Annotated in this window: 12 protein-coding genes and 1 tRNA gene; 3 read left to right on the forward strand and 10 right to left on the reverse strand. The window is 64.1% G+C overall.

Annotation, left to right across the window (positions count from 1 at the left end; translation table 11 throughout):
• Window positions 1–342: 342 nt before the first annotated feature.
• From KF833_08100 to KF833_08140, 9 genes are all read right to left on the reverse strand, one after another.
• Entirely contained in the window at window positions 343–828 is a 486-nt protein-coding gene (locus tag KF833_08100) for a hypothetical protein (protein MBX3745260.1), read from the reverse strand.
• Window positions 829–1672: 844 nt separating this feature from the next.
• A complete protein-coding gene (locus tag KF833_08105; protein MBX3745261.1) occupies window positions 1673–2959 on the reverse strand; it encodes a hypothetical protein in 1287 nt (428 codons plus the stop codon).
• An 821-nt stretch (window positions 2960–3780) separates the two neighbouring features.
• Window positions 3781–4602, reverse strand: a complete 822-nt coding sequence (locus KF833_08110) for a prepilin-type N-terminal cleavage/methylation domain-containing protein (protein MBX3745262.1) — start codon at window positions 4600–4602, stop codon at window positions 3781–3783.
• 1192 nt (window positions 4603–5794) lie between these two features.
• Window positions 5795–6808 carry a hypothetical protein gene (locus KF833_08115; protein MBX3745263.1) on the reverse strand — a complete coding sequence of 338 codons (1014 nt, stop codon included), beginning with the start codon at window positions 6806–6808 and terminating at the stop codon, window positions 5795–5797.
• A complete protein-coding gene (locus KF833_08120) occupies window positions 6805–8181 on the reverse strand; it encodes a tetratricopeptide repeat protein (GenBank protein MBX3745264.1) in 1377 nt (458 codons plus the stop codon). The genes KF833_08115 and KF833_08120 overlap by 4 nt, the downstream gene beginning before the upstream one ends.
• Window positions 8182–9920: 1739 nt before the next feature.
• A complete protein-coding gene (locus KF833_08125; protein MBX3745265.1) occupies window positions 9921–11228 on the reverse strand; it encodes a hypothetical protein in 1308 nt (435 codons plus the stop codon).
• Between the two features lie 232 nt (window positions 11229–11460).
• Window positions 11461–16581, reverse strand: a complete 5121-nt coding sequence (locus KF833_08130) for a c-type cytochrome (protein ID MBX3745266.1) — start codon at window positions 16579–16581, stop codon at window positions 11461–11463.
• A gap of 5 nt (window positions 16582–16586) precedes the next feature.
• Window positions 16587–19370, reverse strand: coding sequence for a response regulator (locus tag KF833_08135; GenBank protein MBX3745267.1), 2784 nt, complete (start codon window positions 19368–19370; stop codon window positions 16587–16589).
• Window positions 19371–19374: 4 nt separating this feature from the next.
• Window positions 19375–20193 carry a transporter substrate-binding domain-containing protein gene (locus KF833_08140; protein MBX3745268.1) on the reverse strand — a complete coding sequence of 273 codons (819 nt, stop codon included), beginning with the start codon at window positions 20191–20193 and terminating at the stop codon, window positions 19375–19377.
• Window positions 20194–20784: 591 nt separating this feature from the next.
• Here KF833_08140 and KF833_08145 point away from each other — a divergent pair.
• Together KF833_08145 and KF833_08150 are read left to right on the forward strand one after the other, a co-directional pair.
• Window positions 20785–21963 (forward strand): hypothetical protein, encoded by a 1179-nt coding sequence (locus tag KF833_08145; GenBank protein MBX3745269.1) that lies wholly within the window; start codon window positions 20785–20787, stop codon window positions 21961–21963.
• A gap of 244 nt (window positions 21964–22207) precedes the next feature.
• Entirely contained in the window at window positions 22208–22501 is a 294-nt protein-coding gene (locus KF833_08150; protein MBX3745270.1) for a hypothetical protein, read from the forward strand.
• A gap of 81 nt (window positions 22502–22582) precedes the next feature.
• Here KF833_08150 and KF833_08155 read toward each other — a convergent pair.
• Window positions 22583–22657, reverse strand: a tRNA-Asn gene (locus KF833_08155).
• A 315-nt stretch (window positions 22658–22972) separates the two neighbouring features.
• Between KF833_08155 and KF833_08160 the strand changes: the two genes are divergently transcribed.
• Window positions 22973–24499: a hypothetical protein gene (locus tag KF833_08160; protein MBX3745271.1), complete on the forward strand. Its 1527-nt coding sequence runs from the start codon at window positions 22973–22975 to the stop codon at window positions 24497–24499.
• Window positions 24500–24597 lie beyond the last annotated feature (98 nt).

Here is a 24597-nt window from a genome sequence, read left to right on the forward strand (position 1 = left end):
GGAGCCCCACGTCCCCCTGAAGGCTTCTTGGATAGGTATTCCTCAAGGTCCACTCTCCCTGCACTCCCATACTCCACCCGGATGCTCCTACCCACCGACACAACGGCAATCTCTGCATGGAGACCGTTGGGCATTGCAGGACTACCACTCTATGCTGCCCACTCGCTTCCGTTACCCGCCGACGCATCAAACCTTGCCCCTCTAGATTTCTCTCATGGCCAGATGAACAACAAGCACCTCCGCAACCGCTTTCTGAACAAACCGTGTCTTGGCGTTCTCCTCTGTCGCGGACCCGGCAAAGACCACAGCACCCGCCACGACAAGCGTTGCTAAGAAACCGGGTCAATGATCAACCGGAGCCGCGGGCCTCTTTCCACTTCCTCCTTCCTTCGAATCCCGCAGCGCCAGCGTGACCACCCTCTCCCACATAATGGCCGCCAATGCAACGCCCGAGAGGTATCCGAGCAGACCAACCGCCAGTCTGTCACCGACTCCTGCCGGAATATCCAAGTACTGGACCAAGGAACCCAGACAAGGACAAGCCTGCCCATTACCCGCTTCCTGGGACCAAATCATACGATAGACAAAAAACACGGACGCCAACCACAGCAACGCGTATCCCTTGCTGCGAAGCGACACAGATGATAGCAATAACGCCAACACAGCGAGTTCCAACGCGATCGCTGCGATCCAGACACCCCGCACGGAAAAAAGCGGCAGCACCAGATCGGGCCGGGACCCGGCACTCGGACTTAACACCACCGAGACCCCCTTCAAGACAACTGTCAGCAACAGAATGAGCCCCGCAGCAGTTACAGAAAGCGCCATGACTCGCGTCAATAAGGGAAATCCGCACTCGCCCGTGGAATCCCTAACCGTTGAGTCATTCTTGGTTTCCATCGGGAAGCCCTCTGCAGCTCAACATCGCGCCAAACCTCCGCTCCACAATCTCGGTCCTAATTGGGACGCTTCCGGCCGCCGTCGACCCAACCAAGATCGACCAAACCCCGCTGACAAAATGGCCATTTCACCCTTAGGCATTATATAGCCAAAGGAAGGGTGCATCCCGCATTCCCCACGCCGCCCGACCACGTTATAATTGAGGCGGGTAGCATGGCTTGCCGTTATGGCAGATCGAATGAATTGCAGTATCGGATAGTGTCGATCAACTGCCACCGCAGGGACTTGAGTCCCATGAATACCAATTCAACTCAGCCCATGATTCATAGTTCGTGTAGTTTTCACAGGTATCCTGAGGGCTGCATCCGCCCAACTGTTTAATCACAATTACGGTCGTGTAGGCTTCGGTACACCTATGTTGGCTGGCGCCAGTCCACTCACAGACTCCAAACGCCTTCCTTGGTGTGTCATTGGTGGTGATCAGCCTTGAACACAAGCCCGTTGTGTTTGGACACTGCGGAGTAGGACTATAACAGCATACAACATAGCCAGGACGGTGCGCGCAATAGCTTGCTGCCGCAAGTGCCGCAACAGGCAGGCAAGTAATCAGCGCGGGGACCCACATATTGCGCTTTGACCTCATTGCAATCGGTGTTTGAGGGTTACGAGTATTCATATATCATTGCCGGGGTTGATGGACTGATAAGAGATCACGGGAGACTGCTATTCTCTCCTCGAAAACGGGGCTTGATTACGGTGCGCTACAGTTGGCTCAACAGCTCTTCCTGCTTGATCCTGCTATGCTTCGTTGAAAATTGATCCTGGAAAGGATCAGTAAAAGGACAGGAGCTGCCACAACCAAAGCGAACAGTGCTCGATACCGTTGGGTCGATCGTCCACTGTCCGATACCATTGCATCCTGCGCGGCGTGATATGCTGCCTGAGCGGCCTTCACATCGAGTAGAGGTGGCCAGGAGTTGGTCAGCATAGAGAAGTTCAAGAGCCCCATCCCATCACCAAAGTGTCCATGCACACGAATCCAACTCACTCCAGGCAGCCTTGGAGCACTTGGCCGGACCGTTCCACCGGTCATGGTGTTCGTGGAACCGATCGAGATCTCGGACCGTATAAAGGGTGGCCGGTCCCCCAACTTGAAGTAATGACGAATTCTGGTGTCCTTCGCCAGGCTCAGCTCGCTCGGTTGCCAGAATTCAGAGATTTCTAAAATGCTGTTTGTCGTGGATTCATTTGCAATGAGCCGCACCCCGGAGGAATCAATGATGTAACTGTGTGCGATAATCGCCCGGTATGGAGATCCGGGATGGTTCGCCGGTTTAATGCTCACAGGAACAAGGACCGGCTCTCCCAGTTCCAACAGACTGTCTCCGGCACCTGCAGCCAGGGGATAGGCGAATCCCGACCTGTTTGTGGCCAGATAGGATTGGGCGCCGTAGGTGTACCACAACGCCATGATAAGATCGTCCGAGCCCATCGGAGCGCGCCTTCGGGTCCAGAGCGCGTTGGCAACGTTTGCAAGGGACGCGAATCCTGCCACGTTTGTGGAAAGGGCGTACAAGTAGTAGAGGTTTTCCCCATCAAACCGTGCCTGAATGTACTCAGGCGGGGCTTCACCGATTGTCTTTCCCTCCACCACCCGCGTTCCCCGTCCGCTCCAGGCGATCGGCTTCAGCAATGCCTCCCAACGATCGTCGTCCAGTACGAAATCGAATGAAAAGCTGCGAGAGAGGGGCGGATCGAAGGGATCGAAAAGATGCTGGTGTATGATCCCCTGAACAGATAATCGTTGTGGAGCGATTGACGGTGACGCATCTCCAGCAGCATGAGCAACTGGAGCGACGGCAAGGTGGAAGATCAGTTGCCAAAGAGCCAGGTGTCGCAGGGAGACTGCTCCACTGCCGGCAGCGTCTTTCGTCACCATTGTCCGCTCGCGAGACCCCATTGCGCCCGTATGGGCGAATTCTCTCTCTTCGCGGTAGGCCCCTTTCAGCCCGGCTGGCGGTTTCCCCCAAGTTCCAACACGCAAAGTGGCCCTCTTCATCCGCCGCCCGTCACCCTCCCATGCTCGGAGGGGGTACGGTTTTCGATTGCCTCCAAGTCTTAGGGAAGTCAGCCGGGATCGATGCCGAAATCCCCAAGCGTCGCCCATTCCTGGATTGCAGGGGTGAACGGGCGCGGGGGGGGGGGGCGCAGTAAGGAGGGCTCCCAAGGGCCACCGCATCTTCGCCGAACCCATTTCCCCAAAGCGAGCGATGCCAAATCAAGCGTTGGACTTGCGGTGTCATCAAAACCTCGGCGATTTACGGAGTTTGTAGTCGAAGGGCGGGATCCGTGTCAACCGGTTCCTCAGAATTTTTTGAACTTTTCGCAATCCGTTCGGAGGCTGCGGGATGGGAGCGCTTGCGAGCTGCTCCTGACCTTCTTCAAGACTTCATCGATCAGCCGGGATCGGGGTTCCAAGTTCGCGATCAGGATGGGTGCCTGTCCTTCGAGTACGAGAGTACGAGTACCGCCCTTCGGGCTGAGTACGGGAACGAAGTGTGATCCGGGCGGGCGCCCTTCTCTCGTCCGGAGCGCGGACAGCCCTGTCCGCCCCGCCCCGCCCGGGTCATGAAACCCGCGGACACGCCTCTCCGCACTCCGAACCGCGACGTTCAAGTTCCTCGACGCCGAAGAAGTTCAGGGCCACGTCGTCCTCACATCCGCGCCGAAGAGGATGGAATCGCTGCATTCACAAAGCCGCAGGCCCTCGCCGAAAAGAGCGCCCGCGTCTCCCCCCATTCGCCATTCCCCATTCCCCACTCCCCACTCGCCACTCCCCAACCCACCCCAGCCTCAGGTTCAGCCAGAAGTTCCACACACTCACCACCACGATCGCCACCAGGTTCGCCAGATACACGTTCTCCACAACACATCCGCGTTCCCCGGACTCGGCGCATCGTCCCGGGGAGCACTCACCGTCCGCCGATCCCGCCACCTCCTATGTTCCACATGCCCGTCCGCAAACGTCACATTCGCCCCGCCACCATGCTCCGCCGACGGCTTGTCCCGCAGCACCCATCGACCCGGCTGCTCCTCCTCGAAGTTCCACTGCAACCCGAACGACGCGTCATTGACCGTCTCGATCCGCTCGTCCACGAACACCAGCGCCTCCGCCGGACCCGGACGCACAATATCCCCCACCCGCCGGTACGTCGTCGCGTGGGGCACCTCCACCGGCGAACCCATGAACGCATTCAACGACAACGTCCGCACCCGCCCCTGCCGGATCCCGATCACCGTCGGGTCCCGCGGCGCCGGACACCGCCACAACTCCGGACCCCCAAGATACGGACCCACCAGACTCCGCCGGAGCAACAGCGTGTTCGTCGCATCCCGCCCCGGCAGCCCGAGCCACCCCTCCACCCACGTCTCCCCCAAGGGAATTCCCTCCCCATCCCGGTTCGGCAGCACCGCGTCCCCGTGATCGTCCGCATACATCTGAAACGCCAGCGCGAACTGCCGAAGATTCGACTGGCACGCCGCCGTCTTCGCCCGCCCCTTCGCCACCGACAACGCCGGCAGTAGCATCCCCGTCAGCACCCCGATCACCGCGATGACGACCAGGAGTTCGATAACGGTGAAGGCCGACAACTCCCCGTTCGAACCGATCTGAAGGCGTCTCCAAATGACCGCACCCCGCATCCACTACTCCTTCCGCAACACGCTGCTCAATGATCGCGACCTCACTCGTCAGAAGTGACTCCAATCTCCACAACATCAACATCAAGAGTAGGCATCTCATTCCTCAGCGTCCACCATAGGCAAGTACCGCGCAACCAGGAGCGCCCAGAACAAAACCGTCATATCGAGCGCCAATCCGTTGAAGCCAAGTTTCAAGCTCAAGCACAACCACCACCATCCCAGCATGACTTACAGCTCCAGACAACCGCGCTCCCTTGCAACCTAAGGCCGCCCTTGCAGTATCCTCATGCACAGCAACCCACCCGTGCACACATATACCAGCATCGCCCACGCCCCGACGCTCGTCCAAAACGTCGAAAGCCCGAGCCAATCCGGGACTGCTCCAAAGCAACGACACCAAATCCCTGAACCATTAAATCCCGACAAGACGCGATAAGTGAACACTGCGAATCCCATCCATGTCAGCATGAACGCCCCTACACTCGACTTCAAGAATGCAACGCTCACAGACCCGACGACTTCGAGGATTCCCGCGAACATGTAAAGGTCATACTCTACAATGCCAAGCAGTGCGTCACGCCTCAAGACATCCCTATCCTGGGAAAGAACCCACGACAACTTCAGGACTCCCGACAAGATGAATGCGCCGCCCGCTGAGACCAAGAAGCAGCGAACGATCAACCGATGCATTGTTGTGCGCATAACAATCGACACTTGAGCCTATTCCCGCCAACCCTTCGACATGGGCCCTCACCACTCCGCCGCCGGATGTCAGACTAAGTCCCACACCCAATAGTTGACAGCTCCATGCGCCAATGGGTATCCGGCCCTAGCTCGAGGATCTTCTCACACTGCCCATTTTGGTGGCTGATTGCACACCAGCCATCGCCGTCACACGCATAAGGACATTCGTAGACCCAGGTACTATACGAATACTGCGCCCCCAACGTGCAGACATCGAAACCTGTGTAAGTGTAACCGGAAGTGCAGTACTGGAGTGCCGGAATACTCCTCTTATAAGTACAGGACGCCGATCCGCAGTAAACGGTGGAGTACGCACGGAATTCTACCATATAGTAGCATGCATAGCTCGACAAGGCGATAGCGAACGGAAGGCTCGTGATCCAACTTCGCACTCGATTTCTGTGTTTCATGGCGCTCAATTGTTTAATGTTGTTTGCTACACACTGCCTCACCCTCGGGCACTTCGCCAGAACCAGGTGAGAAAAATTGTCATAAGACCCAGCATGGCTGCAAACACCAACACTCGACCCCACCCGGGTTCCCTTACCGGAGGTCCGTCCCTATGGACATACAACTTCTGTTTCTCCGCTTCGAACGTAACGAAGGGATCATCCCTCGGTGGTACGACACCATTTGTCACCAGGTACTCCACCGGCCTTCCCCCGGCCCTCTTTCCTCGAAAGTCCTGAACTATTACGCCCTTGGACTCTGCAGGAAGCAACCCAAGATCGACCCCAGCCAAGTCCTTGGTCACACTTATGACCTGGCCACTAACCTGCAAACGCGGTTCCAGCGCAGTCCCATCTGTCGACGCACGATAGATCTTCAACGCAAACTCACTTGGAATATCCAAGCCAGTGTCCGATTCCAACCTACCGCTCGAACGAAAGGAGGCCGCCGGCCGCTCCGTCTTCCCGGTCGCCGTCCCATCGAGGTAGTTCACCCAATCGGGCAGGTGGGGCTCTCCAACCCGCACTTCCCATTCCGAACGCATCTTATAACCCGCAAGGCGCGGCTCTACCGCTGATACCCATACCGGTTCAATCTCGTCCGGCGCACGAACTCCCGAGAACTGGCTCCAGGAGCAACATGCCAACCATATCGCCCCAACCATCGGATCGAACCCCGGTCCGGGAAGCCCGCCCTCCAACAACTGCCCCACACCGTCGTTGATCGTCTCCGTGGGCTGGAAAAGAGTAACGCCCACGACCTGAGCACCATCAGCGGCATAAATCTTGCGTAGCTGGCTGCCACTGTCAGGTATTGCGACATTGGCCAACCAGATCTTCCAGTATTGGTTCGAAACCGCAAAGCCGAAATCTGTCTCCAGAACACCGGGGCGCCCAAGGTAACTAAAATGCTGGACAACCCTCCCTTCTCCCCGAAAGGGAGGTATCGCCCCGGTTGCAGTCAGGACAACAGTCTGGAGAACTAGCAGTCCCGATTTTGATGCGAGTCTCATTCAGTCCCTATGTTTATGGTTCTGATGCCAAGAATACTTCGAGCCTTACCCGGCTGATCGCTCTCCAGATATAACCTCTCCAGAGTGTCATACCCTTCACGCGACCAAGGGTCAGCCACAACAGCCTTCTTGGCAAAACTGATTGCTTGCCGCATGTCCCCCAGCTTAGCCTGGACAAGAGCGATTTGGCGCAGGGCGCGGGGTTCCGATGGCCTGTAGTCTAGCACACGCGCGAATGAATCCCTTGCGGCACTCAGACTGTCCAGTCGGAAGAGCGCAAGTCCCTTGTTGTAATGGAGGACTGGATCATTATTCCTCCAGCGCAGCGCGCGATCGAAGTACTCTAGGGCCTCGTCATAGTGTCCGGCCCCAAGAAGAAGCGATCCCAGATTGTTCTCGGCGACATAATTGCCAGGCCGCTCGCAGGACAGGGTGTGCCGCCAGAGTCCTTCCGGCGTTTCCCAATAGCCGAGCTGACGGCGAGTCTGAACGGAATACGCGATTAGTACTGCAACGGCAGCCGCCGAAGTCCAGGCCCTGCGATTGGTTCGGTAGGCTAGCAACGCATACGTGAAGACTACAAGCCCAACCAGCGGCAAATAGGCGTACTTGGCGGCTGTTGAGTGGGCTCCGATCCGGAGGAAGCCCAAGGATGGTAGAATCAGCAGGAAGAAGGAGAGGAGGCCAAATCTGGAATTCCCTGGTAGTTGCTTCCAAGTTAGGACAGTTGCAAGGATTGCAAGGGAGCCTACCCCGGCGAGGAAAATGTCCCGATTCCCGAGGGCATCGCGGTACGGTCTATAGACGGGTATCCCGAATGGAATAGCGGCCTTTTGGAGGTACCAACCCAGGTTCATCACCGGGTCTAGAAGTCGCCTTGGCTGAAAATGCTCCAGGTTTCCATCTAAGGCACCGATTCGGAACTCGGCGAAGAGGGACATCCCAACCGTCAAGGTCGCCGGAACGATAAAGCAGATGGCATACCGCCATTTCCTGCCTATGTTGCGCCAACCGCGGTGGCCAGCAACGGCCAAAGGAGCGAGAAGGAAAGCAGGTTTCGATGCGAGGGACAGACTGTACCACGCTGCCTGGCGAACGATGGTAGTCGGTTTCCTCCCGGGACCATGCATGGTGACCAGCAGCATGAGGCAGAACATCGCAGCAAGCAGTCCTTTGCGCTCCGATACCCAAGCTACGCTCTCGACCTGCAGTGGATGGCAGGCCCAAAGCGTAGCGCATAGTCCTGCAGGCATTGGGGATATGTGCCTGCGGCGGAGCAGTTCGAAGACCAAGCAGGTGTTGATTAGGTGGATCAGTAGATTGGTGAAGTGAAACGCGGGTGCATTGAGTCCGAAGACATCGTAATCAACCATGTGGCTAATCAACGGGACTGGCTGCCATAGGCCAAGGTTGGGTGTGATTGCATATTGAATCGAGGCCCATGTAAGGCCTTGGCTGACAAAGCGATTGTAAAGAATGTATTCCGGATCATCCAGATTGATGAATGGGAGCCTGAGGACAGGGCTATAGATTACCGCAGTGAGCATGCACGCGATGCTCACTGAAACTCCATCAAGCCGGCCGGAAGCCGGCTCCCGGACCTTGTACTCCAACCTGGTTAGGTCTGAAGTAGCCATGAGTCTCCTTCACCCCTAAGATGCGGTACCTCAGGCCGACGAGGCCCCCTAACGTCAGAATAATCCACATGCCTCGTCGGTCTGAGGCAGCGCCTCGTTAGTGCTGCCGAAATGGAAGCCCGGTTGAGAACAATGAGGGCGGTTCCGAGAAGGATTTCCACACTGGCCGAGAGCCAGGCCAGCAGCCGTCGTGAGACGAAGGGGAGAACCGGATCCAAAGGGGAACCAAGTTCTCGCAATTCCGGCCTGGAAAGAGAATATACCTTTAAGGCAGCCACTAAGAGGACGGCCGCTCCGGCGAGTCGCAAGCCCCAAACCAGTGCCCCCCCCCCCCCCAGACACAGCGCAGGGCCATTTCTTCTCTGCAGCCCTCTCTCGCTTTAGTAGTCGAGTCCATAGGGATATAGGGGATATAGGGGATATAGGGGATATAGGGGATATAGGCGTGTTACATACCGCGAATCGGCGGTCAAGCGAAGTTGCGTGACAATCGCGTTGCGTCGGCGGGCGAGTGTGGGCGCCGTTTTCACGGTGCAAAGCGCGCCGACGCCCAAGGATTCGACGCTTCCGGGACGGGGGGATACTACGACAGGCGGCCGAGGGGCCACAATTCCTTTGCCGAACGCCCTTCCCCGAAGCGAGCGATGCCAAACCAAGCACTGGAGTTGCGCTGTCATCAAAACCTCGGCGATTGACGGAGTTTGTAGTCGAAGCGCGGAATCCGTGTCAACCGGTTCCTCGGACTTTTTTTGCACTTTTCGCAATCCGTTCGGAGGCCGCGGGATGGGAGGGTGGCAGAGCTGCTCCTGACCTTCTTCGGGACTTCATCGATCAGCCCGGATCGGAGTTCCCGGTTCGCGATCAAGATGGGTTGCTCCCCTTCGGGTACGAGTACCGCCCTACGGGCTCAGTACGAGAACGAAGGGTGATCCGGGCGTGCACCCCTCTCTCCTCCGGAGCGCGGACAGCCCTGTCCGCACCGCCCCGCCAGGGTCACGAAACCCGCGGACACGGCTCTCCGCGCTCCGAACCGCGGCGGTCAAATTCCTCGACGCCGATGAGGTTGAGACCCCCGTCGTCCTCACACATCCGCGCCGAGAGGGATGGAATCGCTGCATTCCCAAAGCCGCAGGCCCTCGCCGCAAAGAGCGCCAGCCTCCCCCCCCTCCCATTCCCCACAGTGCGGATCGGCTACAAGTTCCACCCCGATCCAAACCTGTCCGATGCCCGGTTCCGCTCCGTGTCTTGGTGTCTCCGTGAGAGGCCCCCCCTGCGTTGACTGCGACAGGACACTGATTACAGCACCCGAACCGAATACGGTAAGGCAACCTCGCCCGCAAAACACCTCCAACCCGCGCTTCCTCGGCACCATTCCCCCCTCCACCAGCCCGCTCCCTCCCACCACACCAAACCGCACGTACCGCCCCACTCCTTGCTCCCAAGTGCCGTCCTGACTTTGCCTTTCAATCGGCCTGTTAAAGTTCGCGCTCCTCGAGCTCCTGATAACCTCTCAAGACGTTGACCGAAAGCACCTGCAACTCCGGACCCAGGTTGATCTCCGGAAAACGCCCTCTTACATCACTTGCACTTAGCGTGATACGAATGGCTCCTTCCCGGACGGCGACCTTCCGGCACCTGAATCTGGAGTCGGCATTGAAAATGCCCCGGGCCTTTTCACCGAGCAGGTCCAAGACCTTCCAGGATCGATCCGGTGGAATCCGAAGCCCATTGTTTACAAACTCACTCTCAAACTGACGAATGTGCTGCCGAAAAACAGTGACGCTGTTCTCGTTCATGGGAATCGTCACATGGGTGCTCTCAACCACCTCAAGATTCTCGTCCGCACCCATTCTGAAACCGAATAGCCTGCCATTCAGACTGACCAACTGGCAGTTCACGGGCCCTCGCCACAGAGAACCGCCCGGAACCGATACGGCAACACGCAGGACCTGGGAGCCGATCTCTTCACCCAAGGCATCTTTCATGGGGAAGGAACGGGAAAACGGGAGTACGGCCATCGGATCGGGCGCCGAATCGATGGGTGCGATCCCGCCTCCACCCCATTGACCCGTGTGTACATCCGGAACGACTCCGTCGAAGAGAACCGGAATCCCGGTGCCATCCACGGAAGCAGCGACGATTCGCTGATCCGAAGACAACAGGATCTCGCAACTCCTGCCCCATGCCGTTGCCACCTTCAGGACAACTCCATTGTTCAAGACCCTGGCGACGGTCATCCTGATGTCCTCGCTCGACCTGTGCGGAGCAGGAGTCATGACGTTGCCACCCAGCACCCGATCAAGTCGATACCGCATTGAGCCGATGGCAGGATCCAACCAGGATGCGGGATCGGGATCCTTGAGAAACCTCCTTAAGAACGTCTCCACGACCGCCCGCTCTCCACCCGGAATGGAGGCCGCGGATTGCGACCTGTTCACCACCAGGTCCCCGCCGCTCAAGGTCAGACCATAGAGACGACCCGACATAGAGACGAGCGTGTCCGACTCTTCTCCCAGCCACAGCTCCCTCGTTTCGGAATCCCATACCGACTGAATCTGTACTTCGTCCATGCCGCCACGATTGCTTGTGACGCGCACGGCACACCGGCGCATCGGGAGAAGCGTCGATCCCGCCTCCGTTCGGACGACGACGTCAGAAGCATCGGACCAATCCCCAAACTCGAACCTTGCAAGCGGCGTTGAAGCAACTCCGGGGAACGGCGTCTGGGCACCTGCGGAGGGATGTCCCAGCACAACCAACATTGAGATGATTAGACGGTGCATCGCCGGAATGTTCAGTCCATACCACTCTCCGTACAGGCTGCCAAGACGCTTCGATGCCGAAAAGGTTCAGGCCCGCGTCTTCCTCACATCCGCACCTACAAGAACTGGAGCACTGCATTCCAAGAGCAGCAGGCCCTCGCCGGGAAGAGCGCCAGCCTCCCCCCCATTCCCCACTCACCACTCGCAACTCGCAACTCACCACTCACCACTCACCACTCGCCACTCCCCCCTTTTACCGCCCCCCATCCCCGCCGCTCAGCCACGCCAGCAGATCCGCCATCTCCTGAACGCCAAGATCCGCCTCCAATCCCTCCGGCATCAGCGAGATTCCTGCGTCGTGCAGTTCCGCGAGGTCCCGTCGCAGCACCGTCCGCAGACTCCCGTCCGACAGCCGCAGCACGACGCTGTTGGCCGTTTCGGCGGCGATGACCCCATACAATTCCTCCCCGTCCCGGAGCGTGCAGGAGTACGCCTGATAGCCCGGCTGCACATCGGCGTTCGGGTCCAGGATGTTCACCAGGAGCTTCTCCAGGGAATGCCCGCGAACCGATCCCAGGTCGGGGCCCACGTCCTGACCCTCGTCCCCCAACCGATGACAGGAAACGCACAGGCGCCGGAAGGTGTCCCGGCCCCGGCCCGCGTCGCCCTTCAGGGTGAGCGCAGGACGAAACCGTTCGATGACCTCCCGGCGGTCGGTGTGCGTTTCCCTGGAAAACACCGCCTGCGCCCGCTCGCGGACGGCCCGGTCCCCGTGCTGCAACAGGCGCGTCCTCCTGTTCGCATCGAAGGCATGCGCCGCCAGCGTCCCGTCCGACACCTCCTGAAGCACCTGTGCCGCCCACGACGCCCTCGAAGACAACGCATCGAGGATCGCTCCCCGGATCTCCGGCCCGTGACCGGACCATGACGCCAGCGTGAGTTTCGGCACGGCGGCATCCCCGCTGGCGGTCAGTCGCCCGAGGGCGGCACGCTGCACTTCGATCGGAACGGCGGGTGTCAACATCGCGGCCAGGGAGGCCATCGCCGGTTCCCGACCGGAAGGGTCGTGCATCCGCAGCGAAGCCGCGGCGAGGCGGAACTCCGTTCCGGCGGCAGGGTCTTCCACCCCGGCCTTCGCGGCCTCGATCAGGGTCTCGGCCCGTCGTTCCCAACCGGCCAACGGATCGCCCGGGTCCGACCCGCCCAACCGGCGCCAGTCGATCTTCTCCCGGCTCAACAGGTCCAGGAACCGCGCCAGTGCATCCATCTGCCAGGGCTCGAATCGTTCCCCCTCCAACGCCAGCATCGGCTCCACCAACCGGGCCAGCACATCCCGTTGCCCGGTCCCCAGCGCCATCCGGATCATCGGCGCAGCCAGCGGTTCCCAGGCCCCGGCCCCGGCCCGTGCGACCGCGTCCGCCACCGCCCGCGCATGCGGCAGGACCGAACTCAACACCGCGGCCACCAGGAACGGCTGGTCGAGATTCGCGACCGCCAGTTGCCCAAGCGCTTCACCGGCCCGCGGTGAATCCCAGGCCCCCAGGCTGAACGCCAGTTGGAGACGCACCTTCGGATCCGGATCGCCCACCCGTCGCGACGCCGCCTCCACCAGCTCCGGCGATTCGAGCGTCTCCGCCAACCGCAGTGCCTGCGCCCGCAGGCCCGGATGCGGATCGTGCATGGCCCTTCCCACCCGCCACGGCTCCAACCCTCCCAGTCCCTGCAACACCCACAACGCATGCAACCGCGCCAGCCGGTTCGGGCTGCGTTCCTCGAGGTTTCTCAGCGGACCCACCGCCCCCGGGTCCGCCCGCCACAGCAGCATCCGGTGCGCCATGTCCCGCTGCCATCCGTTGTCCGACTCGAGGGCCGCGACGAGTTCCCCGACCGGCCGGTCCGCCAGTCGCAACGGGCGCCGCGCGGCAACGCCCTCCGGCACGACCCGGTACAGGCGTCCCCGCGTGTCCCCTTCCCGGTAGTGCGGCAGCAACTCCTCCCGCCCCTCCTCCGGCAACCAGTGCGGATGCTCGATCATGTACCGGTACATGTCCGCCACCCACAACGCCCCGTCCGGCCCCGTCCGCACCATCACCGGACGCCACCAGGGATCGTCCGACGCCAGGAACTCGCGCTCCTCCTCGCCCGGCACCCGAACCGCCCTGAAACTCACCCCGTCGTCCTCCAGCGCCACCCGCTGCACCAGGTTGTGCACCGGTTCACAGACGAACGCCTGCGGGCGCGCATCGCCCGCGAACAGCAACCGGTCCCGATAGATCATCCCGGAACACGCCGAGGTGAAGTGCCCCGCCTGCTCGAAACTGTGGTACCGCTTCTCCGGGGGCCGGACCGGGTACACCCGCGGGTTCGCCGGACTCAGGATCTGGTGCATCGGGTCCGGCGCCGCCACATGCGGGTTCCTCTGAAGGTAATGGTCCGGCAGGATCTCCTGCCACAGCGGCCAACTGTTCTGCGTCCCGAACCATCGCCCCCAATCGTCCCGGTTCCGCCCGAACTGCGTCGGTCCCGACTGGGGCTCGAGTTCCCCGGTGTCCGGACGAAACCGCAGATCCCGGCTGCCCACCGCCACCTCCCGTCCCGCCCGCAGCGACCGGATCACCGTCCCTGCCCCGTGCCCGCGATGGTGACCGCCCGCCGCCGCATACACCCACCCGTCCAGACCCCAGCGCAGACCGTTCACCCGCAACTGCTGGTTCCCTTCGAGAAACCCCGTCAGCAACACCTCCCGTTCGTCCGCCCGCCCGTCCCCATTCGTGTCCCGCAGGAACAGCACCTCCGGCGCCGCCGTGACGAGGATTCCATCCCGCCACGCCATGACGCCGGTCGGAAAATTCAGCCCCTCCGCAAACACCTCAGACCGGTCGTACCGCCCGTCACCGTCGGTGTCCTCCAACACCCGGATCCGCCCGCCCGGCGCCCCGTTGCCATCCATGCCCAGCGGATAGTCCGACATCTCGACCACCCACAAACGTCCCTCCGCATCCCAATCGAACGCCACCGGATCCACCACCATCGGTTCCGCGGCCACCAACTCGACGCGGTATCCCGGGGACACCCGGATCCGCGCCAACGAAGCTTCCGGCGACAACGGCGGGTAGGCGGTCGGAATCCCCGCCACGGTCGTCGCCGGCATCCCGGAGGCCCGGAACTGTTCCGCCAGGACGTCCCACGACAGCGCCCGGTCGTACACCGCCACCTCGTCGATCTTCCCTTCCAGACCCGTGTCACCTTCCCCGGGCCCACCCAGAAGCAAGGTCGCCTCACCTCCGCCGCCAACCCCCACGACACGTCCCTCGATCTCCGGTTCCCGGCGGTCGTCGAGGTACACCCGCACCGTCTCTCCGCGTCGCACCATGGCCACCCGATGCCAGCGCCGTTGCCCCAGCTCAGTCCGGCCCGCCATCGTCCGTGCCTCCCCCGCCCCACCCTCGAAGAACAATCGACCCGCACCGGCCCCCGCATCGGTTCCTCCGATTCCCAAACCCTCCACCCGCCCTGCCCGTTCCCACGCCAGCAGATGCCCGGTCAACCCCCGCGCCTCCGCCGGCAATCCGTTCCAAAACCAGAAGACCACGGTCCCGTCACCCTCCCCAACCGGAACCCGCGCACGCACCCGCCCGCCCGCGAAGTGCGGCGCCCGGTTGATGCCATCCGGACCCGAGAACGCGGAGGGCTCGAGGGCGGCCCGGGGCGAGACGCCTTCGCCACTCCCCACTCCAGGCAGATACAACGCCACGCCCCCTTCATACGCGCCGTGACATCCGTTCCCCGATCCGTCCCTCGCGACCGAACCGTCCATCTCGTTCAGGCGCCACGCCGCCACCGGGCGCGACGCCAGCACGGCCCTCCAATAGGGACCTTCCAACGCAGCCTCCGCCCGACGCGGCCGCCCGGACACCTCCTCCAGCAAGGTCAGCAGCGTCTCCACAATCCGCGGTTCGGCCTCCACCTCCAACCCCGCGGTCCGCGCCGGCCACGTGGTGTACCCGCCCAGCCGGTGCTGTTCGGGAGGCGGAATGTAGCCCTCCGCCCCATTGGCCAGGCTGATGTTGAAGGTCGCCGGCAACGGACTGCGCGCCTTCAACTTCAACCCCGTCAACGCGTACACCTCGTTGGGCATCGCCGTCATTCCCACCTCCCCGATCCGCACCGCCTGCAACACCAGTTCGGTCCGCTGCCGCTCCTGCAAGTGCAGCGCCTCCAGCGCGTAGATCTCCGGCAGGGTCCCCGGCAACCTCTCTCCCAGCCCGTCCGCCATCCGCCGCGCCCATTCCAATCGCCTCGCGTCCGACACCCGGTAACCCAGCCCGATCCGGCGCTCGGCCATGCCCAGCGTGAGATCCCGCGTGAACCGCAATCCGCGGTACAACGACGCCACCTTCCCAGCCATCTCCCGCCCATAGGCGTCGTACCCGATGTCCCGCGCCGGCGCGCCGTAATCCATCCACATCAGGTCCCCGCTCGTCCCCTGCGACATCATCCCCACAAACGCCTCCCCGCCGCCGTCCGGGTGCAGCATGCCCCGCAAATGGTCCTCGAAACGCCCGAAGTAATCCGAGGACAGCAACGGCGACCCGTAATAGTGCTGGGAGAAGTTCCCCAGCACCGCCAGCGGTTCGCCCCCGACCTTCCGCACCGCCACCACCGACAGGCCCGGATCCACCGGACCCGACGGCCCCACCGCATCGGGACTTTCGTGCCCCGGATGCATGTGCGCCCGCACCGTCCGCTGCCCGAACGGATCGTCCAGCATCCGGTCCGGACGCCGGATCCACCGCCGGTTGAAGGTGTGTTCCCACGCATCCACCACCCCCCAGGCCACCTCGGCCGGCTCCAGCCGCCGCGCCGCCGCACGCACCGCCTCCGCCAGCCGCCCCGGAAGAAACGCCGCATACCGCGGATCCACCCGGCTGCCCAGACATCCCATCGCCGCCGGCGCCGAATGGGTGTGCGTCGCCGAAATCAACATCCGCTCCACGGCGATCCCCGTCGCCCGATGCGCCTCCGCCTTCGCCGCATCCACCAACGCGCGCGGCACCATGCAGGTGTCCACCACCACGATCGCCAGCCGCTCCCTCCCGTCGTCGAGGACCAGCGCCCGTGCCCGCAGGGGATCCGCCACCTCCGAGGCCGTCCGCTCCGTGAACATCCCGTTGACGATCACCGGCAACGCCACCGGCGAAATGTCCACCGACGCGCTCCCGGCCCGGAAGCCCTCGGCCGCCCCACCTGCCACCGCGGCCAAACCCACCAACCATCCCGCCACCAGCCTCCGTGCCCGGCCGGCAGTCCCCAACGCCTGCATCCCGCCATCGAAGCGGTCCCTGTCATCATCGGACCCCGTTACCGGTTTCATGGTCTTCACACTTGCCCCGGACTGCCGGTATCCACCGAACCCGGCGGGCCGCCCGCCTGATCGGGACTCCCGTTGTCACCCGGCTGGCCGGCCTCAACCCGCGCCGCCGCCAGCGCCCGCGCCACCGCCTCGCCCAGGGTCCGCAGCGTGACGGGCTTCATCAGAAGGTCGCGCAGCCCCAGGGCCCGCGCGCGCTCCGCGTTCAAGGTCGCGCTGTATCCCGTCGTCAAGAGGATCGGCAGGTCTTCCCTCAACCTCAGCATCCGCGCCGCCAGTTCCGTTCCCGTCATGCCCGGCATCGTCAGATCGGTGATCACCAGCGCAAAACGTCCCGGCTCCGCAGCCACCCGGGACAGCGCGGCCGACGGGTCCATCACGGCTTCCGCGAGGTAGCCCAGGCTCTCCAGCATCCGCCGGCACACCGTTGCCAGGGCCTCCTCGTCATCCACCACCAGCACCCGTTCCCCGTTCCCGCGCGGCACCGGCCCGGGCTCGGCCGACACCTCCCGCGCATCCGTGTCGGCCGCGGGAAAATACAGGTCGAACCGCGTCCCCTCCCCGGGCTGGCTGTACACGGTGATCCCGCCGCCATGGTTGCGAACGATCCCGCGCACAACCGCCAGACCGAGCCCCGTGCCAACCCCGGGCTCCTTGGTGGTGAAGAAGGGATCGAAGACCCGCTCGAGCGTCGCCGCATCCATGCCGTGCCCGGTGTCGGTGACGCTCAATCGTGCATACCACCCGGGCGCAAGCCCGAGATGGGCCGCGGTGAACTCCGAGTCCAGCCGCACCCCCACAAGGCGCATGCCCAGCTTCCCGCCCGAATCCCCCATCGCATGCACCGCGTTCGTCACCAGGTTCATCACCACCTGGTGCACCTGGGTCGGATCCGCCAGCACCGGCGGCGTGTCCGCCGCCAGTTCCGACTCGAACACCACCGTGGTCGGCACCGTGGCCCGCAACAGCTTCCGCGCCTCGACCATCACATGACGCAACTGGACGATCCGCCGCTCGTGATCCTGCGGCCGGCTGAACGACAGAATCTGCCGCACCAGTTCGGTCGCCCGTTGCCCCGCCGCCAGCACGGCCTCCAGATGCTCCTGCGTCGCCGGCTGCCCCGCGGTCTCGTGCTTGGCCAAACCCGCATAGCCCATGATCACGGACAGGATGTTGTTGAAATCATGCGCGATGCCCCCGGCCAGGGTCCCGATCGCCTCCAGCTTCTGGGTCTGCCGGAACTGCTCCTCCAGTTCCGTCCGTTCCATGAAATGCCCGATCTGCGTCCCCACCGTCGCAAAGGTCGCCATCAGCTCCCCATCCGGTTCCCGCGCCTCGCGGCTGAACAACTCCATGACGCCCAGCACCTCCCCCCGTCGCTCCACCGGGAACGCAATGGCGCCGTGCAATCCAATCCGGGCTGCCACCGCCCTCCGAAGAAAGCCTTCCTCCACCGTGATGTCCGCGATCCACACCGGTTCGCCCCGTGCCCACACCCGCCCGGGCAACCCTTCGCCCCGCGCAAACACCAGCTCACGACTCCGCGCTGAGAATCCTTCCGCCTCCGCCGCCTCCTCCTCCCGTGCCATCCACACCTCAATGCATCGCAGACGTCCCTTCGTCCGGTCCACCTTCCAGAAATCCCCCACCTCCCAGCCCAGACTCCGGCCCAGCAACTCAAGAATCCGCCGCGCCGCCTCCGCCAGCGACGTCGCCTCCGCCAGCACCCGGGTGGCCTCGTGCTGCGCACGGGCCCTCGATTCCGCCTCCTTCCTCGCCGTGATGTCCGAAAACGAGAGGAACGCCAGATCCCGACCCAGCGAATCCCGCACCCGCGCCCCGTCGAAACGAAGCATCCGGTCCCCGCCACCGTCCCCCCGGGACACACCCAACTCCTCCCCGCTCACCGCTTCACCCCGGAGCACCCGCTCCATGGGCGTCCCGCCGGGATCGATGCGCCGCCCGCCTGCCGTGCTCATCCGCACCCGTTTCCCAAGGCGCCCCACACCGCCTTCCTCCCGGTCCTCCGGTTCGAACCCAAACCGCTCCGCCGCCGCCCGGTTCCAGACGAGCATCCGACCCTTCGGGTCCGCCACCATCACGCCCTCGCCCAGATGCTCGACCACCGTCTGCAACCGGTCCTCGCTCGCCCGCAACGCCATCACCGACCGCGCATGCGCCCGCTCCGTCCCGTACGCCCCAAGACAGATCCCGCCCAGCAACAACACAGCCCCCCCGATCGCCCACCAGAATTGCCGGTCCATCCGCGCCGACAACCGGCGCAACTGCGCCTGCTGTATCCGGTCCACCTCCCGTGCCAGCCGGTCCAGTTCGTAGAACCCGATCCGAAGCTCGCTCTCCAACGCCGGCCGTTCCCCGCGCTCCATCGTCTCGTCGATCGTCCGCCGGAAGGTCGCCGCCACCGCCGCCAGCCGGTCCAGCACCTCCACTTCCTGGGGCGTCGCCCCTTCCCGCACCAGCCCCTGCCCCAACAACCGCACCAACCCCACCACCCCCTGGTCCAGCAGCGCCATCCCCTGCTGCCGGTCAAACGGCGCCCCCGGACGCCCGCCGAGATTCGCGTGCAGATAACCCTGCGCCAGGTCCAGCCGCGCCTGCCGAAACCCATCCACCAACCCCGCCGCCCGCCCGATCGTCGCCCGCTGCTGAACGTGCACCCAGGCAATCGCCCCGCACATCGCCAGGGACGCCACCACCACCCATCGTGTCCACGGACGCATCCCCAGTTCCGTCTCCCGCAGACCCCGCGGCATGGTGTCCGTCGCCTTCATCCGTTCACAACACGTCCTTCACGGTCAGATGCACCAGCTCGTCCTCCCCGATCCCAAAGGGTCGCACCAGCTCCCGATGCTCCATGCTGCCCAGAAAGGTCTCCAGCACCCGGTCCCAAGCCTCGCCCAGCGTCCGGTCCCCCCGACGAAACACAAACGCCGGATACCCCGCCACCTCCTCGCCATCCTGTCGCATCGGCTCGAACGGCTCCGCCATCTCCAACCCTTCCGCCCGGCCATTGGCCAGCATCCACCGGATCGTCGGCGCCGAAAGCGCCAGCCCGTCCGTAAAACCGGAAACCACCGCCGCCCGTCCCGCCGCCGCATCCGGTACCCGCACCCGCCGCTCGGCCGGCACCCCCGTCGCCTCCAGCAGCGACTCCTCCACCGACCCCGCCACGATCGCCACCCGGGCCCCCCTCCCGGCAATGTCCCCGTACGAGTGCAGACCCCGCGGATTGCCCGCCAGCACCAGCAACCCCTGCGCCACCCGGCAGGTCGGCCGCGAAAACCGCACCCGCACCGCCCGCTCCGCCGACACGAACATCCCCGCCGCCACCATGTCGATCTCGTGGTCCTCCAGGGCGCCGATCAATTCGCCAAACTCGTACTGCCGCCATTCCAGCCGCTCCAACCCCACCTGCGCCGCCACCCGGCGCGCCACTTCCGGCGCCTCCCCCGTCACCCGCCCCGTCGCATCCACAAAGGCGAACGGCGCCTCGACCGCATACCCCACCCGGAACCGTTCCGCCTCGCGCACCCGCCGCAGCGATCCGTCGTCCCCCCTCCCCGTCATCCACCACCAGGCCGCCAGCCCCAGCATCGCCACCCCCAACGCCAACAGCCCGCTCCTCCCTCGGAGCCGGTTCCAATCCCGACGAGTCCCCTCCCTGTCGTTCTCGCACCTCAAGGTCCCGGCTTGCTACCCAATCTCGCCGCCCCCTGTCACGCCGTATAAACCCGCCGCCACTCCAGCGGTCCATCCCCAAGCCGCTGTGAAGACCCAGTGAATCGGAGGGACGAGCTCCGCGAGTCCGCAATCCATCGCTCCACCTCCTTTCTCCCTCCTCCCTACTCGTACCCAGCCCAATGGGCGGGACTCGTCCCCGTCCTCGATTCCGCAGGCGCACCTTTCGGAGGGCCGAGTTCCACGAGGCCGCAAGGGTGTGGAGCGTTGGGTTGAGGACTCGCTGAGCTCGTCCCTCCGATTCGCTGCCTTCTCGTTCACAACTTCGGGATGCACCGCTCCCATTCCGCGTGCGAACTGGGCTGGGCGAGTACGATTACGATTACGATTACGAGTACGATTACGAGTACGACGGGAACCCCGGAGCATCTCCACCATTGACACCCTTGGTCGTCACCCCCGAGAACCGATCCCGTCAATCTCCCACCCGGACCCCCTTCCATTTTCATGAGGCTCCTTTCCACCCCCACCTCCCAGCCCCACCCCTTCCTCTCCCTCCCCCGCGCCGGCGCGCTTGCCGCCCTGCTCCTCGCCTCGCTCGTCCCCATCCCGTCCCCGGCCCTCGATGTCCGCCCCGGCGACATCGTGACCGCCACGACCCGCCTCGACCCGGCTTCGGGTCGCATGGACGCCCTGGCTCCCATCAATCCCATGGGCCTGGCCGCCGACGGCGATGTCCTCTACGTGCTGTCCACCGGCGCCAGCAGCAACGGGATTGTCCGCAAGGTGTGGCGATACGATCGGTCCACCGGCCGCCACTCCCTGCTGGCCGCGACCCCCATTCCCAACAACTTCGCCCTCGGCCGCAATCTCGTCGCCAAAGGTGCCGGCCCCGAACTCTTCATCGTCCTCGGAGGTTCCGTCAGCCGCCTCGACGGGGTCCTCGCCATCGACACCGTCACCGGCGAGCAACGCGAAATCCCCATCGCCGCCTTCGGTTCAATCTCAACCCTGGACCTGGTCGTCACCCCCCTGGGTTCCCTGCTGGCCCTGCATGGCTTCGGGGGCGTCACCTTGCTGACCCCGGCCGGCGATCGCATCGAGAGCCCCGCGGGCTCGACGATCATCGGGGCTGTCGCCATCACCCCCGACGGACGCCTGCTCGGCATGGCCCCCGATGGACGGCAGGACGACGTCGCCGCCACACAACTCTTCTCGATCGACCCGACACCGCCGCCCTCACCCTGCTCGCCACCCTGCCCGGCCTCGGTATCCGCGGCGTCAGCCACCGCCTCGCCGCCGCCAGGGACGGCCACTTCTACACCTTTTCCCAACTCGGCAATTCCGACTTCGTTCTGCATCGGATCCACGGCACCACCTTCGAACGAACCGTCATCCCACTCGATCCCTCGATCCGGCTCGACTCCGTTTCCGATCTCGATGCCGACCCCCTCGGCGGACTTCTCCTCACCGCCAAGGACACCTCGCTCCAGTCCCAATCCCACCCCTCGGCCCTTGCGCAGACGGTCTTCCACATCGACCCGGACACGGGCACGACCCGGCCCATCCTTGGCAGTCGCACGGTCCCCCTCGGGATCGTTCAGATTGCGGCCGGCGACCGGGCCGACCTCTACTTCACGACCAGCGACACGGGTCGCCGCGACCGCGTCTTCCGCCAGGACCTGATCACCGGCGTGGTCTCCCTGGTCACCTCCCGGGAAGTCCCCGACGGCGTCATGACCGAAGCCCGGCAACTCACCTACGCCAACGGATTCCTTTACGTCATCGACGAAGTTCCCGTGCAGGAAAGCCGCCTGGTCCGCGTGGACGTCCAGACCGGTGCCCAAACCCTTCTCACCTCGCTCGGAGCCCGCCTGTTCCCACGCAACCTGACCTTCGATCCGGTGTCCGGCGACCTCTCCGCTTCACCATGCTCGATCTGGTCCGCATCCCGCCCTTCTCCACCGCTCCTCCCCCTCCCACCCCGGCTCCCCTCGTCGCCAGCCCCGGCCCCGATGGGAAATTGCGATTGGGATGGGAAGACCCGGACGGCCTCTGGCGGTTGGTGTCGGCCCCGGAGGTTCCACACGACATCTGGACCCCGTTCGCGGGCGCCGTGGCCTCCACCCCGTCGGGCGCGTGGGAAATCGAGATCGACCCCGAGGACCCCGCGCGCTTCTTCCAGCTCCGATTCGAGGAACCCTCGGCCAGCACCAGCGACTAGGCACTGGCGAACGATCCCCATGGCTCTCCATGAATTGGATCCGTGTGGGAACTGTGCCCGCCCGGGTGGCACTCCTGGGATTGGCTCCAGAGGCAGGACTCGAACCTGCAACCCCACGGTTAACAGCCGCGTGCTCTACCATTGAGCTACTCTGGACCCCGGTCGAAAAGGGCCGGCCAGACTAACGTTCCGAACCCATCCGTCAATCGGTTTCAGCTCTCCCAACTCCCCGACATTTGCCTTGCCCTCTCGTGGACGGTCCGGCTGGTAATGCACGTCAGTCATGCTCCTGCGCGCTTCTCCGATTCCTCCCCCCGCCCCCCGGACTCGCCCGCGCGGTCTTCCCTGCCTTCTGAGCGGTCTCCCGCTTGGGGCCGTCCGCATCGCCTGCCTTTCCGCCTGCCTGCTGGCTCCCACCTTCGCCCCCGCCCACCCGCAGTCCGCTCCCCGCCGGAACCCGAATGGCTCGCCATGGAACCCGGCCTGGTATCATTCGGATACGACCCCCGCGACGGCGAACTCCTCGGTGTCCACTACCCCAGCGGGCGCCCTCGCAAACTCGTCCCCGTCCCGCCGTCGCCCTCAAACCGCCTCCCTTCCACCCTCGCCGACACCGGCCTCTTTTCCGACCTCGCCACCCTCACCCCCTCCCCGGGCCTCCATCCCTTCGCCATCAACGCCCCGTTCTGGTCCGATCGCGCCATCAAGCAACGCTGGTTCGCCCTCCCCGCCCACTCGCCCCCCCTCGACATCCGCCCCGACGGATCCTTCGCCTTCCCCACCGGCACCGTCTGGGTCAAACACTTCGAACTCGAAGGAGTCGTCGGCCACCCCCAACCCGCCCGCCGCCTGGAAACCCGCCTCCTCGTCAAAACCGATTCCGGCGCCTATGGCGTCACCTACCGATGGGATGCGGACGGCATCGACGCCCACCTCGTCCCGGCAGCCGGCCTGGACGAGCCCTTCCTCACCGCCGACCAGGGTGCCACCCGCCAGCAGACCTGGCGTTACCCGGGCTGGGGCGAATGCATGCGCTGCCACACCGATCCCGCCCATCACGCCCTCGGATTCCATATCCTGGACTGGGATACCGACAACCTTCGCTCCCAGGAGGTCGCTCTCCTCGATCCCGTGACCCATACCCCCCTGGCCCGGCATCGCATCGAGGCCTTCTCCCACGGAACCTACCTCGTCTTCGAGGTCCATGGCTCGGTCCGAATCCGTATCGAGGGCCGCCCCTCGGAAACGACCGTTCTCAGCGGCGTGTTCCTCGACGACGCCCCCATCCCCGCCACCACCGTCCATCTGGCGGCTCCGGATCGTGGCACCACCCTCCCCGCCCCGGCCCTGCTGACCCTTCGCGCCAGCGTCGTCCCCGATGGAGACGCCCCCACCCCTGTCACGTTCCTCGCCAACGGACAGCCCCTCGGGACCATCCCCCACCCGCCCTACGCCCTCGTCTGGTCCAATGTCCTCGCCGGCATCTATCACCTCGAAGCCCGCGCCCCGGACCGCCTCGGCCGCATCGCCATCTCCCCTTCCACACCCCTCACCGTGTCCTTCCCCGAGGCGCAAGCCGTGTTCCTCGGTTACGAACCCGCCGCCCGCGGCACCTGGGAAGGGCGCCTCGGCTCCCTCGGACACGCCCTCGCCGCCGGCCCCGTCGAATGGCCGGATTCCATCGCCTTCCAACCGGTCGCCCAACCCCGCGAACACGTCTGGGAAGAGCGCACCCGCGACCGCCGCGCCACCCTCCCCTTCCCGAAACTCCATCCCCCGGTCCCGGCAGAGGACGGACTCAGCGTCTCCTGGTCCGGCACCCCGGGTGCCCTGTACCGCCTCCTCACCCGGCCGGACTGGGCCACGCCATGGACCCCCCTCCCGATCGTGGCGTCCTCCGCCTCAGGAGCCTTCCAGGCCTTTGATCCCTTCCCCGACCCCGGCCTCCCGCCCGCGCGCTTCCTCACCCTGGAAGAACTCGCGACTCCCGCCCACTGACCCGTCGGTGCCTCCCCGGGTTGTGGCTGGGAAAGCAGCGCATCGGAGGGACGAGCGCCGCGAGTCCGCAATCCATTGCACCACTCCCTTTCCCCCCC

The organism is Verrucomicrobiia bacterium (assembly GCA_019634625.1).
Classification (GTDB): domain Bacteria; phylum Verrucomicrobiota; class Verrucomicrobiia; order Limisphaerales; family CAIMTB01; genus CAIMTB01.

Excerpts from the sequence above, each read along its gene's own strand:
- KF833_08135 (MBX3745267.1), bottom strand. The coding sequence starts at position 19,370 with ATGAAGGCGACGGACACCATGCCGCGGGGTCTGCGGGAGACGGAACTG.
- KF833_08105 (MBX3745261.1), bottom strand. The coding sequence starts at position 2,959 with ATGAAGAGGGCCACTTTGCGTGTTGGAACTTGGGGGAAACCGCCAGCC.
- KF833_08150 (MBX3745270.1), top strand. The coding sequence starts at position 22,208 with ATGCTCGATCTGGTCCGCATCCCGCCCTTCTCCACCGCTCCTCCCCCT.
- KF833_08160 (MBX3745271.1), top strand. The coding sequence starts at position 22,973 with ATGGAACCCGGCCTGGTATCATTCGGATACGACCCCCGCGACGGCGAA.
- KF833_08145 (MBX3745269.1), top strand. The coding sequence starts at position 20,785 with ATGAGGCTCCTTTCCACCCCCACCTCCCAGCCCCACCCCTTCCTCTCC.
- KF833_08110 (MBX3745262.1), bottom strand. The coding sequence starts at position 4,602 with ATGCGGGGTGCGGTCATTTGGAGACGCCTTCAGATCGGTTCGAACGGG.
- KF833_08140 (MBX3745268.1), bottom strand. The coding sequence starts at position 20,193 with ATGCTGGGGCTGGCGGCCTGGTGGTGGATGACGGGGAGGGGGGACGAC.
- KF833_08100 (MBX3745260.1), bottom strand. The coding sequence starts at position 828 with ATGGCGCTTTCTGTAACTGCTGCGGGGCTCATTCTGTTGCTGACAGTT.
- KF833_08125 (MBX3745265.1), bottom strand. The coding sequence starts at position 11,228 with ATGCACCGTCTAATCATCTCAATGTTGGTTGTGCTGGGACATCCCTCC.
- KF833_08115 (MBX3745263.1), bottom strand. The coding sequence starts at position 6,808 with ATGAGACTCGCATCAAAATCGGGACTGCTAGTTCTCCAGACTGTTGTC.
- KF833_08120 (MBX3745264.1), bottom strand. The coding sequence starts at position 8,181 with ATGGTTGATTACGATGTCTTCGGACTCAATGCACCCGCGTTTCACTTC.
- KF833_08130 (MBX3745266.1), bottom strand. The coding sequence starts at position 16,581 with ATGAAACCGGTAACGGGGTCCGATGATGACAGGGACCGCTTCGATGGC.